This is a genomic window from Alkalihalobacillus sp. FSL W8-0930, assembly GCA_037965595.1.
Taxonomy (GTDB): Bacteria; Bacillota; Bacilli; order Bacillales; family Bacillaceae_D; genus Alkalicoccobacillus.
Window position 1 is genome coordinate 1,630,364 of sequence record CP150183.1, and the last position, 15,377, is coordinate 1,645,740.

The 15,377-nt window shown below is 40.0% G+C and carries 20 protein-coding genes; 18 read left to right on the forward strand and 2 right to left on the reverse strand.

Going from position 1 to position 15,377, the window contains the following annotated elements:
* Window positions 1-215: 215 nt before the first annotated feature.
* Complete coding sequence (locus NSQ54_08675; GenBank protein ID WYP28147.1) at window positions 216-638, reverse strand: pyridoxamine 5'-phosphate oxidase family protein; 423 nt, start codon at window positions 636-638, stop codon at window positions 216-218.
* Window positions 639-786: 148 nt separating this feature from the next.
* Between NSQ54_08675 and NSQ54_08680 the strand changes: the two genes are divergently transcribed.
* The 6 genes from NSQ54_08680 (at window position 787) to NSQ54_08705 (ending at window position 5,786) form a co-directional block, all read left to right on the forward strand.
* Entirely contained in the window at window positions 787-1,197 is a 411-nt protein-coding gene (locus NSQ54_08680; GenBank protein ID WYP28148.1) for an organic hydroperoxide resistance protein, read from the forward strand.
* A 153-nt stretch (window positions 1,198-1,350) separates the two neighbouring features.
* Window positions 1,351-2,133, forward strand: coding sequence for a VLRF1 family aeRF1-type release factor (locus NSQ54_08685; protein WYP28149.1), 783 nt, complete (start codon window positions 1,351-1,353; stop codon window positions 2,131-2,133).
* Window positions 2,134-2,317: 184 nt separating this feature from the next.
* A complete protein-coding gene (locus NSQ54_08690) occupies window positions 2,318-3,208 on the forward strand; it encodes a TetR/AcrR family transcriptional regulator (protein WYP28150.1) in 891 nt (296 codons plus the stop codon).
* A complete protein-coding gene (locus NSQ54_08695) occupies window positions 3,205-4,677 on the forward strand; it encodes an MDR family MFS transporter (protein WYP28151.1) in 1,473 nt (490 codons plus the stop codon). Before NSQ54_08690 ends, NSQ54_08695 begins: the two co-directional genes overlap by 4 nt.
* A 74-nt stretch (window positions 4,678-4,751) precedes the next feature.
* Window positions 4,752-4,952, forward strand: a complete 201-nt coding sequence (locus NSQ54_08700; protein ID WYP28152.1) for a DUF2188 domain-containing protein — start codon at window positions 4,752-4,754, stop codon at window positions 4,950-4,952.
* Between the two features lie 345 nt (window positions 4,953-5,297).
* A complete protein-coding gene (locus tag NSQ54_08705; GenBank protein WYP28153.1) occupies window positions 5,298-5,786 on the forward strand; it encodes a metal-dependent hydrolase in 489 nt (162 codons plus the stop codon).
* Between the two features lie 42 nt (window positions 5,787-5,828).
* On the opposite strand, the gene NSQ54_08710 is transcribed toward NSQ54_08705, so the two are convergent.
* Window positions 5,829-6,614 (reverse strand): alpha/beta fold hydrolase, encoded by a 786-nt coding sequence (locus NSQ54_08710; protein ID WYP28154.1) that lies wholly within the window; start codon window positions 6,612-6,614, stop codon window positions 5,829-5,831.
* Window positions 6,615-6,771: 157 nt separating this feature from the next.
* Here NSQ54_08710 and NSQ54_08715 point away from each other — a divergent pair, with 157 nt between their 5' ends.
* The 12 genes from NSQ54_08715 (at window position 6,772) to spoVAD (ending at window position 15,375) form a co-directional block, all read left to right on the forward strand.
* Window positions 6,772-7,524, forward strand: a complete 753-nt coding sequence (locus NSQ54_08715; GenBank protein WYP28155.1) for a polysaccharide deacetylase family protein — start codon at window positions 6,772-6,774, stop codon at window positions 7,522-7,524.
* A gap of 80 nt (window positions 7,525-7,604) precedes the next feature.
* Window positions 7,605-8,780, forward strand: a complete 1,176-nt coding sequence (locus tag NSQ54_08720; protein ID WYP28156.1) for a D-alanyl-D-alanine carboxypeptidase family protein — start codon at window positions 7,605-7,607, stop codon at window positions 8,778-8,780.
* A 132-nt stretch (window positions 8,781-8,912) separates the two neighbouring features.
* Window positions 8,913-9,263 carry an anti-sigma F factor antagonist gene (gene spoIIAA, locus NSQ54_08725; GenBank protein ID WYP28157.1) on the forward strand — a complete coding sequence of 117 codons (351 nt, stop codon included), beginning with the start codon at window positions 8,913-8,915 and terminating at the stop codon, window positions 9,261-9,263.
* A 1-nt stretch (window position 9,264) separates the two neighbouring features.
* Window positions 9,265-9,705, forward strand: a complete 441-nt coding sequence (spoIIAB, locus tag NSQ54_08730) for an anti-sigma F factor (protein WYP28158.1) — start codon at window positions 9,265-9,267, stop codon at window positions 9,703-9,705.
* 12 nt (window positions 9,706-9,717) lie between these two features.
* Window positions 9,718-10,485: an RNA polymerase sporulation sigma factor SigF gene (gene sigF, locus NSQ54_08735; protein WYP28159.1), complete on the forward strand. Its 768-nt coding sequence runs from the start codon at window positions 9,718-9,720 to the stop codon at window positions 10,483-10,485.
* 114 nt (window positions 10,486-10,599) lie between these two features.
* Complete coding sequence (locus NSQ54_08740) at window positions 10,600-11,220, forward strand: helix-turn-helix domain-containing protein (GenBank protein WYP28160.1); 621 nt, start codon at window positions 10,600-10,602, stop codon at window positions 11,218-11,220.
* 58 nt (window positions 11,221-11,278) lie between these two features.
* Window positions 11,279-12,019, forward strand: coding sequence for a tryptophan-rich sensory protein (locus tag NSQ54_08745; GenBank protein ID WYP28161.1), 741 nt, complete (start codon window positions 11,279-11,281; stop codon window positions 12,017-12,019).
* A gap of 16 nt (window positions 12,020-12,035) precedes the next feature.
* The gene (locus tag NSQ54_08750; protein WYP28162.1) at window positions 12,036-12,749 is read left to right on the forward strand and encodes an alpha/beta hydrolase; all 714 of its coding nucleotides are present in this window, start codon (window positions 12,036-12,038) and stop codon (window positions 12,747-12,749) included.
* Window positions 12,750-12,853: 104 nt separating this feature from the next.
* Window positions 12,854-13,456, forward strand: coding sequence for a stage V sporulation protein AA (locus NSQ54_08755; protein WYP28163.1), 603 nt, complete (start codon window positions 12,854-12,856; stop codon window positions 13,454-13,456).
* Window positions 13,446-13,865: a stage V sporulation protein AB gene (locus NSQ54_08760; GenBank protein ID WYP28164.1), complete on the forward strand. Its 420-nt coding sequence runs from the start codon at window positions 13,446-13,448 to the stop codon at window positions 13,863-13,865. Before NSQ54_08755 ends, NSQ54_08760 begins: the two co-directional genes overlap by 11 nt.
* Before the next feature lie 16 nt (window positions 13,866-13,881).
* The gene (locus NSQ54_08765) at window positions 13,882-14,340 is read left to right on the forward strand and encodes a SpoVA/SpoVAEb family sporulation membrane protein (GenBank protein ID WYP28165.1); all 459 of its coding nucleotides are present in this window, start codon (window positions 13,882-13,884) and stop codon (window positions 14,338-14,340) included.
* A 24-nt stretch (window positions 14,341-14,364) separates the two neighbouring features.
* Window positions 14,365-15,375 (forward strand): stage V sporulation protein AD, encoded by a 1,011-nt coding sequence (gene spoVAD / locus NSQ54_08770; GenBank protein WYP28166.1) that lies wholly within the window; start codon window positions 14,365-14,367, stop codon window positions 15,373-15,375.
* Window positions 15,376-15,377: the final 2 nt, after the last annotated feature.

Here is a 15,377-nt window from a genome sequence, read left to right on the forward strand (position 1 = left end):
TTCTGTATTTTTAGTAACACGAGCGGAAGGAGAACCCTACACTCCTGTGGATAAGTACGCGGTGAAGACTCTGTAGCGGTGGGTTTCCGCGCAAGAGGCTGAGGCCGTACCCACGGAAAGGGAGGGATTCTCCTGTAGCGGATATTGTGCTATGTTCGTGTTTTGCTAACCACATTAAAGTATTGTGACAGCCTCATTAATCATTCTACCAACTTTTATAAATCAAGCGACAACGGTGGCTCACCTGTTTTATTCATTAAACGGATGTTTGTTGGTGTTAGCTCTAGGAAAACTAGCTTTGGATCGTCTGGACCTTCAAAATATTTCTCTAGATGATCATTCCAAAGCTCATGCTTTGTCTCTTTATCCTCTTTGATCTTTGCTTTTCCTTCAAACTCGATAAATGTATCACCAAAGCCTTCTCCTTCGTAGCCAAGTAATACATGAACATTTGGATTCGCTTCAATTTCGTCCGTTTTGTGTGTATCAATACTTGTAGGCGTATAAAGAGTTAATCCCTCATGGAAAAACGTCATATAACGTGTTAGTGGCTGGTCACGTACAACCGTTGCCAATGTTCCTGTATAGTGCTCGTCCATAATCTTTTCAATCTTTCCTCTTAGTTCTTCTTGATTCATTTTCTTTCTACCTCCTCAAGGTTTAACTAGAAGTAGTATTCCTGAAAAGATATAAAATGAAACATGTTGATTTTGATGTTTAAAAGAAAGATGAAAGGTGAATACATATCTGTGTGAACGATTTTATTGATAAAGGGAGAGATAAAAGATGGCAGATGTTTTATACACTTCAAAAGCAACAGCAGTAGGTGGAAGAGAAGGTCACGTGAAATCGAGTGATTCCAATATTGATATGGATCTAGTGAAACCAGGAACATCTGGCGGAACAAATCCCGAACAATTATTTGCAGCAGGGTACTCTTCATGCTTTGATGGAGCCCTTAATCTAATTGCTTCAAAAGAAAACAAAGAAATTGATTCTGAAATTACAGCGGCTGTTAGTCTTGTTAAAGACACATCAGATGATGGATTCAAAATTGCTGTAGAATTAAAAGCGCTAATCGGAGGCGTTTCACAGAGTGAAGCTGAAGATTTAGTTGAAAAAGCACACGCGTTTTGCCCATATTCAAAAGCAACACGAGGAAATGTTGATGTAAAGCTAACTGTAGACACAAAATAATTTATCTAAAACTTGTCAGATCTCCACGTTGAGTCTGACAAGTTTTTTTATACATTTCCCTCATTATAAGAATTATGGGTTTAGTGAAAGCGCCAAGAAGGAATGCAAATGGTGTAAGGCAGTTTGAGATCAACAATTTAAGGAGGACTACCCATGATTGAATCAGAAGAACTCCAACAATTGAGAGACCAAAGATGCGAAAACGGTTGCTTGACGATTTACTTAAGCACAGACCAAGGTCAGATGGATCAGAAGAAAGGCGAATGGAAAATTCGTTTAAAGAATGGATTAAAGAAACTAGAAGAGTACTTAGAAAGTAGCTCGACGGATGAAATAAGTTCATATCAATCCATTCGGAAAATCGCAGAAGAAGAGATTTTAAACAACCAAACAAGCTTAACCAAGTCACTTGTATTTATTGGGTCATCCGATGGTGACTGGCAGCTTAAGAAGCTGCAAGTGCCACTTGAGAATGATTTTAGGTGGGAAAAACAGCCTGTACTTGACCAATTAGAACAAAAGCTTGAGGCGTACCCGAAAACAGGCATCCTTTTAATTCAAAAACAAGATGTTGTTGCAGTTGAAACGGTTCTCGGTGAAGTTGAAGCAGAGAATGTTTACTCGTGGGATGCCGAAAGTGAAGATTGGAAGATGTACCAAGGGTCCAGCTCCAGTAATGTAGCTGGAGCAGCCATTCATAAAGATCAATTTGATCAACGATTCGAAGCCAATCAGCAAAGGTGGTTTAAGCAATTAGCCGCAAAAATTCAGAAAAAAGCAAAGAAAAATGGCTGGAATGGCGTATATCTTGTGGGATCTCCTGATCAAACAAGTGATTTTGAAAAGCAACTGACAATGAATAACGTTGAAGTTGTAAAGAAAAATTTAACGAAACTAAAATCAAATGAAATCATCAATGAATTGTTTGCTTCTTAGATAAACAAAGAGGTTTTAACAGAACGGTCCCAAGCGATCGTTCTTTTTTTGGTTTTCAAAAACAGAAATCAAACAGATACTTTTTCATTGACTATATTTCGTGAGTCTAATATAATCTCTAAAGTGGAAACTGGATAGTTTTTTTGTGACCGATGAGTTTTAAGGGAAAGAAGGACAAGCATTCATGAAAGAAACAATCATTCGTCAAGCTCTGCAATTGTTCTCAAAAGAAGGGTATACAACAACGTCTATGCAAAGCATTGCAGAGGAGTGTGGAATTTCCAAAGCCTCTCTCTATAAATATTTTGATTCTAAAGAAGAGCTCTTAATTCAAGTTTTTGAACAAAGTCTTACTAGTATGTTTCAACAAGCGCAAGAAATTACTGTAAATGACTCTCTCTCTAGAAGAGAGCGATTTGTTCAGAAGATTATTCTTGAGCTTGAGGTCAATCAAGAACAACGAGCATTTGTGAATTTAATCATACGAGCGATGCCTGTTCATCAAAATCAAAAAGTAAGAGATCTGATGAGCCGTACCAAATCAGCATTAATGAATTGGCATAAAAGAAGTTTGCTTGAAGCTTATGGAGAAGAGATCAGCCCATTTGTTTGGGATCTTGTTGTTGTTTTTCAAGGAACCATCCGTGAATATATTGTATTGATGATGGATGATTACAAGGTATTAGATAAGAATAATATTGCAGAGCTATTAGTTTCGCACTTTGATGCCATTGTAGCGAGCTTCAACAAAAAACATACGGTCCTGTCGACCTCACTTATGAGCGAATATGAGACATTTAATCTTTTTGACAAACAGCGCTCAGAGGAAGAGATTTTTATGGATATTGTTAGTCATATCTCACATAAAGCGGAGTCACTATCACCTGAAAAAAAGAATGAAGTTCAGAATGCAATCCAACAGCTTTTGTATTACTTGAAACGCGATGAAGACAACTTTTTATTAATTGAGGCTCTTTGTCTTTATATTGATGCCAGAGTTTCAATTAAAGACGAAATCGAACGCATCACACAGCTTTTGAAAAATCGACAATGCAAAGAAGGTTATAGTACATGAGTACCGAACAAAATGATGTATTAAAAAATGTGAATAAACTACCAATCATTGCGGTTTTGTTAGTAGGGGCATTTGTAGCGATCTTGAATCAGACCCTTTTAACAACCGCTTTGCCTGTTCTTATGGCAGATTTGGATATTGACGCTAACTTAGGCCAGTGGGTTACCACGGCTTTTATGCTTGTGAATGGGGTAATGATCCCAATTACAGCCTTTTTAATTGAGAAATTTACTACACGTAAGCTGTTTCTGACAGCAATGATTCTTTTTGGTATTGGAACATTCATATGCGCCATTGCCCCAACCTTTACATTCCTTATAACTGGTAGAATGATTCAGGCAGCTGGGGCTGGAATAGCCATGCCTCTTATGCAAACCGTTTTGCTTTTAATCTTTCCAGTTGAAAAACGAGGATCGGCAATGGGTATGGTTGGTCTGGTTATTTCGTTTGCTCCGGCTATTGGACCGACATTATCAGGCTGGCTTGTTCAAAGCTATCATTGGACGGTTTTATTCTGGATCTTACTTCCGATTATTGTGATTGATATTATTGCGGCATACATCGTATTACGAAATGTAACAACGCTTCGTTCACCGAAGCTTGACACATTATCAATCATATTATCCTCACTCGGATTTGGAGGTTTGCTCTTTGGATTCAGTAATGCAGGGGCAAACGGATGGTTATCTACAAATGTACTACTTCCAACTGTAATAGGTGCAGTTACCCTTACGTGGTTCATTCTAAGACAGTTACGATTAGCTCAGCCAATTTTAGAGTTCCGAGTATTTAAATACTGGGTGTTTACATTAACAACAGCGATTGGAATGATCGTATTTATGTCGATGATTGGAGCAGCAACGATCTTTCCAATCTATATGCAAACCATGCATAATTTCACCGCTCTAGAATCAGGTTTAATGCTTTTACCTGGTGCGATTGTGATGGGGGTTATGTCGCCAATTACGGGTCGTATCTTTGATAAAGTAGGAGCTAGATATTTAGGAATTATAGGTCTTGGTATGATTTTTGTCACAACAGCGATGTTCACGAATCTGACGGATTCAACCTCTATGCTCTACGTGACGATCGTCTACTCATTCCGGATGTTAGGTGTAGCTCTTGTCATGATGCCTGTAACAACTGCAGGTATTAACGTATTGCCAAGACATTTGATCCCACATGGTACAGCAATGAATAATACGATGCGCCAAATTGCTGGTTCAATTGGTACAGCCGTGTTAGTGTCTGTCATGACAACCGCAGCACTAAACGAAGCAGAGAGTGGGAATGTAGGAATGATTGATGCTCAGATTTCTGGAGTGAACACTGCGTTTATGGTTGCAGCGGGTATTGCTCTTGTTGGATTTATTCTCGCCTTCTTCATCAAGTCCAACAACAAAAAACCAATGCAAAAACAAACGTATGGAACAAGTTCAACTCAAAAGCCTGCAACAGATCATTCATAAGAAATAGTATGTTTTAGACTCCTCGTATGCGGGAACCAATGAAGTAGACAACGTATTAAAGGGGAGTTCTAAACATGAAAGAATTTAGCGTAGTAGCAAACAAAGATGCAACAACTTGGATGGTAAAGGCGGAAGACGTTGCGCCAATTCACGAATTTGATAAGCGTGATGACGCTGTTGAGAAGGCTAAGGAATTAGCTGCCTCTGATCAACCAAGTAAAGTTGATGTATATGATGCATCCAATGAGTTAGTTGAATCTCAAGTATTTGAATAATGGTAAGAATAGGCAGGAATATAACTTAAAATCACTTTTTGAAGGCGAATGATTCGATTGCAGAATCATTCGCCTTTCGTGATTTTATTTGAACTAGCGGAGGGAGAACCTGAGACTACTACGGAACAGAACGAGGTGAAGACACTGTAGCGGCGCTTTTCCCGCGGAAGGGGCTGAGGCCGTTCTTGTGGGTGCGAGGGATTCTCCTGTAGCGGATTATTTGCGAAATTAGTGTTTTATTCGCTACATTAATGTTATGTCGCGCCCTCTTCTATACAACTATATACAGAACAAATGTTCCGTGTTATACTTGTTCCTTATCTTTAATAGAACGGAGTTTAAGGAATGAACGGAAAAACCCATTTAATGGGAGGTCTTGCGGCTTGTGCTGTCGTTGAAACAGTGATAGACGGCAATGACTTTAGTCCATTGTTTTATATTGGAGGGATGGTTGGCGCTTTTCTTCCTGATATTTGTCATGTGCATTCAACAATTGGAAGAAGACTACCGCTGATATCAAGACTCGTTTCGTTTGCGTTTGGTCATCGTACGTTTACACACAGTCTTCTCTTTCTGTTTCTCGTACATGTGTTGCTTGATGTGGTCTTACCAGACGCATCAAATGTACATGTCGGTCTTTTCGCCGGAATGATTAGCCATATCCTATTAGATATGGCCACAGTAAGAGGGGTTAAATTGTTTTTTCCTTTCTCGATGAGGGTTCGATTGCCATTATACATACGTACAGGCGGTAAGATTGAAGGCGTTGTCCAGCTGGTATTACTCGGATGGTTGATCATTTGGAGCTACCAGTTTATACAATCCTGGCTTTAAAACATAAAGAGGAACAATCCATTTGGATTGTTCCTCTTTTATTTAATGTTTAGCAGGAATCTTTGTCTTGGCTAACTGTGTAAACGTTTTTTCAAAAAGCTGATCTTCCCATGTGCTTGATGCAAATGTGTGGGATGCATGATCGATATAAATAGGGGGCTCCATAAGATGTGCAGAGTGTTCTGCATACAAATTGGCATGACTGACTGCCACGTCTTCATCTTTTTCTGCATGAACGATCAACACAGGGCTTTTTACAGATGAGATAGCAGCTAAAGGATCATGAATCTTTAAATCTTCAAAGAAAGCATGACTTAGCTCAAATCCATGATAATCATAAAAGCCATTTCTTTGGGCGGCTTTAACAGCTGACGCACCTGTAATCTGAACAATATCTTGATAAGGCTTGGCTACAGCTGACCAAAGAACAAGCTGATGAACCGGAATTTGGCTTACAGCGAGTGCAGATGTTGCTCCTCCAAGACTATGACCAACAACCGTAATCTTCTCTGAATCAATCATAGATTGGCTCTTCATGTATTGAATGATTGCAAGTAATTCTTCTATTTGTTTACTGACTGTTAGGTTACGATACTCTCCGCTACTTTCTCCACATCCGCTAAAATCAAACCGGAAGCAAGCATAGCCCTTTTCCGCAAAATAGCGTGAGGCTTTAACAAATAACCGATGCTCACCCACTTTACTTCCGATAAATCCGTGTACAAACACAATGGCAGGTAGCTGCTCTGATATCGTTTGTTGTGGGAGATGAATGGCGCCGGAAAGCGTCTCATCATGTATTTGAAGCGAAAGAAGAGAATGGTCCATTTGTAAAACCTCCTTTTGATTATTCCTATAAGTTTACTATGTATTAAGTATAGCACATGTGATTTGATCTGGCAATTCAGTGTCCCTTTTCGTATAAGAGTTTCCCTATACGTGAATAGTACGGATAGACTGAACAAATTGAGGAGGTAAAGAAGAGTTGAACCTACGAAAACCAATTTTTATGGCATGGCTTATTTTTTTGATAACAGTTAATGGCTTAAGTAGTGTTGAATCTGCAACCGTTGATAACAAGGAGCCTACACCAAATTCAATTCTTGCTAAGCGATATCCGGATACAGTGTTCTTCTCAGGACCCCAGAACGACAAACAGATTGCACTAACCTTTGACGATGGGCCAGATCCACGTGTTACGAGTGACCTTTTAGATGTCTTAAAGGAAGAGGAAGTACCTGCAACCTTCTTTTTACTTGGAGCGAGAGCTAAAGCCTATCCAGATCTGGTGCTACGCACGCATAAGGAAGGGCACCTTATAGGAAATCATGGTTACTGGCATAACCCAATCATTCAGTTATCTGATCAGCAAGCGACATTTGAAATTGAGCAAACCCAGCAAGTAATTGAACAAATTATTGGCGTGAAAACGACGTTACATAGACCTCCATTTGGCCTTTTAAACGAGCAAAAGGTAGAAGTGATTAAGGAACTGGACTATTCAATTATCTTGTGGTCAGTTGACTCAGAAGATTGGAAAGCTTCTCCGCCTGATCAAATTGTTGAAACAGTACTCGAAACCGTCAAGCCAGGATCAATTATTCTTCACCATGATGGATCAAACTGGGATACAGATCTAACAGGCACTGTAACTGCTGTGAAAAAGGAAATAAAAGAGCTGAAGAAGCAAGGGTATACTTTTGTGACAGTTAACGATCTACTCGGATTAAGTGAGTAGAATCTTTTTTTGACGTATAAGAAGAACTTGATGTGGGAAAAATGGCTGATAGTTTAAAGACTTGGATGGAGGAAAGAGATATGAGAAAAGTGATAGCTGTATTAATCAGTTTCATATTAGTCACAGGTATGATGGTGCCAACTACGTGGGCAGCGGAGAAAGAGGAACAAAAAGCAGAGGTTCAATTCGCAGAAAATGCTTCATCTGCCATCATTATGGAAAGAGATACTGGAGAAGTACTTTACGAGAAAAATAGTGAAGAGTCCTTACCTCCTGCAAGCATGACTAAAATAATGACCATGCTTTTAATTATGGAAGCCATTGATAAAAAACAACTTAAATATGAAGATATGATCCGAGCAAGTGAGAATGCAGCTTCAATGGGAGGCTCACAAATTTTCTTAGAACCTGGCGAAGAAATGTCTGTACAAGATATGTTAAAAGGTATTGCTGTTGCATCTGGAAATGATGCGTCTGTTGCAATGGCTGAGCATTTGGGCGGGACCGAAGCAGGTTTTGCAGACATGATGAATGAAAAAGCGAAGGAGCTTGGGCTAGAAAAAACGCATTTCTCAAATTCAAATGGGTTACCAATTGAAAATCATTACACCTCAGCTCATGATCTGGCCGTTATTGCAAAAGAGCTTTTAAAGTATGAAGACATCACAAAGTTTACGGGAATCTATGAAGATTATTTGCGTCAAGATACGGACAATCCGTTCTGGCTCGTTAATACGAATAAATTGGTTCGTTTTTATCCTGGAGTAGATGGATTGAAAACAGGCTTTACAAAAGAAGCAAAATACGGGTTAACCGCAACAGCAGAGAAGGATGGCATGCGTATTATTGCTGTAGTCATGGGTTCACCAACACCTAAAGAACGTAATGCGGATGTGACAACCATGCTCGACTTTGCATTTAGCCAATACAAAACACATAAGCTACACGAGCGTAATGAAGCTGTGGGTGAAGTGAAAATCAGTAAAGGCCAACAGAAAAACGTAAAGGCTGTAACGGGTGAATCTATTTCGATCTTAACGAAGAAAACGGAATCGATTGATCAAGTAGTAGAAAAGATTGAATTAAACGAGAATATGAAGGCTCCTATTTTAAAAGGCGATGAGATTGGCACGCTTATTGTCGAAAACGGCGGGAAGGTTGTTAGCGAAACCCCTCTGGTTGCTGAGGATGAGGTATTAGAGGCATCTTGGTGGACATTATTTAAACGTGTACTTGGCGGTTTCGGAGGGAATTAAGCGGATTGACACCAATTAACAAGGATGATGACTAGTTTTGTCACGGTGCAGGAGGAGAACCTGTAAAAGGCGAATGTTCTAAACTAGGAAAAACAGGATAGCCTGTTCACCATGTTAAGGAGGGGTCTTGCTTTGAGCTTACTAATCAATATGGAACGAAAAGACCGTGTGTTACTTGTACGTTTAGAAGGAGAATTAGATCATCACTCTGCTGCCAAACTACGAGCTGATATTGAGGAACAAATTGAGACAGGTAAAGTGACTCATCTTGTTCTAAATCTTGAATTCCTTTCTTTTATGGATAGCTCGGGTCTTGGAGTGATTCTAGGACGATTTAAGCAAATTAGAGCGAATGGGGGAGAAATGGTCGTTTGTGCGATTTCTCCAGCTGTTCGCAGGTTATTTGAGATGTCTGGTCTCTTTAAAATTGTACGTCTTGAAGCAAACGAACAGTTTGCTTTAGAAACATTGGGGGTGGCCTAACATGCAAAATCGGATGGATTTAAGCTTTTCTGCGATTAGTTCAAATGAATCCTTCGCGCGAGTAACGGTCGCAGCGTTTATCGCACAAATTGATCCAAGCATGGAAGAAGTTACAGAGATTAAAACGGTGGTCTCTGAAGCTGTCACGAATTCGATTATTCATGGCTATCAAAATCAGCCTGAGGGGAAAGTGTATATTTCCGCATCGATCGAAGAAGAGTGTCTTGAATTAATTATTCGTGATGAAGGCATGGGAATCGCAGACCTTGATGAAGCCCGGCAGCCGTTATTTACAACAAAACCTGAGCTTGAACGATCTGGGATGGGTTTTACGATTATGGAGAATTTTTGTGACGAGATGAAAGTAACTTCTGAGCCATTACTCGGAACAACGATTTATTTAAAGAAGCAACTATCAACTAAAAAAGCCATATACAATTAAGGAGTTTTGCCTATGGATGTGGAGGTAAAACGTAAAAAAAATCAGTCAGGTCAGCTTACAGACGCGGAAGTGAAACGATTAATTAAAGAAAGCCAAGATGGTAATGCGAGCTCTCGTGATGAGATTGTCAGCCGGAACACAAGGCTTGTCTGGTCAGTCGTGCAACGATTTATGAATCGAGGGTACGAGGCCGACGATCTCTTTCAAATTGGGTGTATTGGATTAATTAAATCTGTTGATAAGTTTGATTTAAGTTATGATGTAAAATTTTCTACGTATGCCGTACCAATGATAATAGGTGAAATTCAACGATTTTTACGCGATGATGGAACGGTGAAAGTTAGTCGGTCCATTAAGGAGCTTGGAAATCGAGTTCGTAAAATGAAAGATGAATTAACAAAAACACTCGGACGCACACCAACAGTCAATGAGATGGCTAAACAACTCGAGGTGACCCCTGAAGAAATTGTGTTTGCTGGTGAGGCAAGCAGGCCGCTCACGTCTATTCATGAAACGGTGTATGAAAATGACGGAGATCCAATTACAGTTCTTGATCAAATGGCCGATCATTCAGAGAGTCGCTGGTTTGATAAGATTGCTTTAAAAGAAGTCATCAAAGAACTTGAGGATCGGGAAAGACTTATTGTGTATTTAAGGTATTACAAGGATCAGACCCAATCTGAAGTGGCTGAACGGCTTGGTATTTCCCAAGTGCAGGTATCAAGACTTGAGAAAAAGATTTTAGAGCACATGAAAATGGAAATGGACGGGTATGAATAAGGGGATGAAGTAGTTCTAAGCTTTTAGAACTACTTTTTTTGTTGTAAGAAAAATGTTTAGAATTGATTGATTCGGTGAATTAGCTTATCATGTGATAAGTGAGGGATGCTAATCATGAAAAAGAAAAAGAAATCTGAAACGAAAACAAAACTAAATACCTCAATCAATATTATACAAACGGCGCATCAGCTGTTTATGGATAAGGGGTATGCAAACGTATCAACACGTATGATTGCCAAGGAATGCGGTCTGACTCAACCAGCGCTATATCATCATTATCCAAACAAAGTAAGCATTTATTTGGCTGTCCTGCAAACCGATCTTAAGAAAACAGAAGAAGCAATCCAGTCCATTTTTGCGCGTAATGAATCGATTCGTGACGCTCTTTTAGAAATGACCATTTATATTTTATTAAATCGTCCGAAGAATTTAGGGCAAATTAATAGTGATATGAGGTTACACATGGATAAAGAGCAGCAGTTGTTGATTCGAAAGTATTGGACAGATGCTTATCTATCACCAATTGAACAGTTGTTGAAGGAGTCATCCCTTCATACACATTTAACAGAAGATCCATATCATTTAACGAAACTCGCGCACGTATATCTTGGAATGGTGCATCAGCAATTACCTGAGATGGATCGGCTAATAAATGTGGATGAACACGTCGCTCGTGACCGGGCCGAATTTCTGGTCACTGTCTACTTAGATGGCATTTTAAATAAAAAAGACTAATTTCTTTGTTTTTCTCTCCTTATCACATGAACGATACATCTAAAGGAGGAAACTCAACATGAAACAACTTCGTACGCTCGCCATCATTAACATAGCAGCATTTATTGTGGCTTTAGGAATGAACTATCTCTTTCCTTCTTCACAAAATGTAGGAAATGTGGCAGATGCACTAGGATCCATCATACAGCCAGCAGGGTACACGTTTTCAATATGGGGATTCATTTACTTATTGATTACGATTTGGCTCATTCGTATGTTTTTCGCGAAAGGTCATGAAGCGGAAAGCTATAAAAAGATTGGTGGCTGGTTTGCTGCAAATATCTTGTTAAATAGTTTGTGGATTCTTGTTTTTGAAAGTGAACTAATTGGTCCGTCAGTCTTTGTGATTGCAGGTGTCTTTTTAACCGTATTAATCATTTATCTAAAGATCGAATCAACACCTGGAACACCTTGGTGGCATCGATTACCATTCTCAGCCTATCTGGGTTGGATTACAGTAGCGGTTATAGTGAATGTGTTTGCTTGGACAAATGCATCTGGTATTGATTCATTATTTGGTTTAGATGAACTTGCTTGGACCGTGATTTTGTTAGTCGTTGCGACAGCTATTACTTTGTTTGTCACACTTCGGCATCGTGATATCATGTATCCAGCCATCGTCATCTGGGCTTTCATTGGGATTATTGTAAAAGAACAAGACAGAACGCAGCTTGTCACTTTATTATGGATTCTTATTGCAGTTATTGCAGTAGCAATGATCTATCAAGTGGTCCGTTTCTTTAAACATAAAGCTGCATAAGGAGAACATAGAACGTATGAAAAAGATCGTAGTAAGGCTACTACTTGTAGTAGCGGCAATCATTGTGATTGCATTAGCGGGTGGCTTGATTTGGGCCTCCAATTCATTTGAAGCGATGGATGAGGCAAAGGCAATGGCAGGTGAGGAGACGGAACTTGGTCTAGTGTTTGGAGATAGTGATGCCAAACAAGGGATCATCTTCTATCAAGGAGCCAAGGTAGAACCAGATGCCTATAATTACTTAGGCGATCAACTAAGCGCGGAAGGGTATTTCGTTGTAATCCCTCAAATGCCTTTAAACTTAGCCGTATTAAGTCCTTCAAAAGCGAATGATGTCATAGAGGAATACCCTGAGATATCCGAATGGTATATTGGGGGTCATTCACTTGGAGGAGCCATGGCCTCATCTTTTGTTGCCGACCGTGCGGATACCATCTCAGGACTATTTTTACTTGGTTCGTTCTCAGCAAGTGATTTATCACAAGAAGATGTAAGAGTGTTGGATATCTCTGGTGGGTTAGATGGGTTAGCTACACCTGAGAAAAACGCTGAATACGATGAAAATCTTCCTGAGGAAACGACAAAAGTAGTGATTGAAAAAGGAAACCATGCGAATTTTGGAGATTATGGTCCGCAAAAAGGCGACCTCGTTAGCCCACTAACGCCAGAGGAGCAACATGACATTGTTGTAAACGAGCTAGAGGAATGGATTTTCGCTAGTGATGAATAAAGAGTGAAGCGTATTGCATTTTCGCAATACGCTTTTTTTGTGCGCATGAACATAGTCAATATTTAGCATACTACGAAGGAAGCTCTTAGAAGGGCGTGATAAGTTTGGAGGATACTACACTCTTTGTACGTATGAAACCAAGAATTGATGCGGCGCTGCATCAGGTTCTGACATTACATCAACTGGCTAATTTATCAGGTGACCAAGCGATCATCAAACGAATTGGTCATTTAGCTATTTATCAAATTCAGCCGACTGATGGTTCACGCGTTCAGATTGATATTATGAAGGTGATCACATCGATACATTCAATCTATCCGAATCTTGATATACAGGTTGTTGGTAGTGTGAATTCGGTCGTGTATGTAAGACAACCTCAAAAACGATTAAGACCGCTTTACATCGCTTTAGTATGGTTACTGTTGTTTGTTGGTTCGGGTCTTGCGGTCATGAACTTCCATGAAGATGTTAGTATGCGAGCCGTTCATATCAGATTGTATTACTTAGTAACAGGTGAGGAAACCTTTTACCCTTTATGGTTGCAGATTCCTTATTCACTAGGACTCGGCATCGGAATGGTGTTGTTTTTTAATCATTTCTTTAAAAAGCGATTTAATGATGAACCTAGCCCGCTGGATGTAGAAATGTTTAATTATCAGCAAAACCTAGACCAGTATGTAGTCCAAAAAGATAAACATGATCATTAGTCGCTTAACATTGGTGCTTCTTGGACTCGGTGGAGGACTTGCTGTTGGAGGAGGACTGGTCGCATTTATTACCGTCCTCGGGGTTATACCAAGGCTTGCACAGCTATCAAGGTCAGAAGCGATGATTCGTTTTTATGAGTGGGCTGGGATTATTGGGATCCAGATTGGAACGTGGGCCAGCTTCTATCATTTCCATGTGAGCTCGTTCAAGATTATTGCCGCATTCACTGGGCTGTTAGCTGGTATCTTTGTCGGTATGCTTGCCGCCGCCTTAACAGAGGTATTAAATGTATGGCCGATCCTTGTAAAACGAATGGGCATGAGTTCAAAAATTATCATCTTCCTAATGGCCATCGCACTTGGAAAAATCGCCGGCTCCCTATTTCAATGGATTTGGTTTATTAGATAGAAGGGACACTTAACGAATGCCAACAAAAAAACAAGAAAACTATGCTAAAAACAGCAAGCTCTATGAGCATAAACCATCGATTTGGATTTCAGGAGGTAAGGCCTTTATTTTAGGAGGGCTCATTTGTTTAATTGGACAGATCATTATTAATTTCTATGATAAGTTTCTTGTTCAGACACGTGAGGATGCTATTCAATGGATGCTTGTCACACTAATCTTTGTTTCTTCATTTATGACCGGTTTAGGCTGGTATCGAAAAGTGGCTCAATCATTTGGTGCAGGTATTCTAGTGCCAATTACAGGACTAACAAATCTAATGACAAGCTCTGCGATGGAGCACCGGAATGAAGGTATCATCGAAGGAGTCGCTGGACATGTATTAAAGCTAGCTGGTGCGGTTGTTGTAGTAGGAGTAGTGATGGCATACGTAGTAAGTGCAGTTCGGTTAATCATTCATGCAATCTTAAGTGGATGATCTTAAATAGAGAGGAACCGGTTTATGAACAAGCTTGGCAAACATACATGGGAGTATACAACCCCCGTTTACATTCAAGCTTCCGGTACGGCCGTTGGCCCAGATGAGAAAAAAGGGCCTCTTGGTGAATGGTTTGATTCATCATTTCAAACCTTATACTGTGGTGAATCATCATTCATACAGGCCGAACGAAAGTTAATGAAAACCGCTTTTCAAACCTGTCTTGATAAAAGTGGCGTAAGAGAAAATCAAATAGATTACTTACTTGCAGGAGACCTTGATCATCAGTTAACTGCTTCAAATTTTACGTCAAGAGACCTATCGATTCCTCTGTTTGGGATGTATAGTGCCTGCGCGACGATTGCGCAAACGTTATTAACTGCTGCATTACTGATTGATACGAGGCTGGCTAATTATGTTGTCGCTTGTGCGAGCAGCCATCACGGAATTGCTGAACGTCAGTTTCGCTATCCTACAGAGGCAGCGGTTCAGAGAAGACAAACCGCGCAATATACTGTGACCGGTGCGGGTGCGGTTCTACTAGGTAAGCAGAAAAGCCCAGTGCAAATTACATCAGCAACAGTGGGTGAAACAATAGATATGGGTTTAAAGGATCCAACAAATTTAGGGGCGGTTATGGCACCCGCTGCTGGTCATACACTTCTTACCCACTTACGCGAAACCAATCGAACGATTAGTGACTACGACTTGATCTTAACTGGTGATTTAGGGCGAGTAGGAAGTGGGATATTCAGAAAGTGGACAAGAGAGCACGGAGTTTTATTGGATGAACGACATGAGGATGGTGGAGCTCGCATTTTTCGTTCAACGAATGTGTTTCTAGCAGGAGGAAGTGGAGCTGGCTGTGCAGCAGTTGTGACCTTTAGCAATGTATTAGAACGATTAAAAAAAGGAAAGTTAAAACGAGTCTTACTTATCGCAACAGGAGCGTTGTTTAGCCGTGAAACGGTCAAACTTGGGGAGACAATTCCAGCAGTTGCTCATGCGATTGCGTTAGAAGGAGTTGAATCATAATA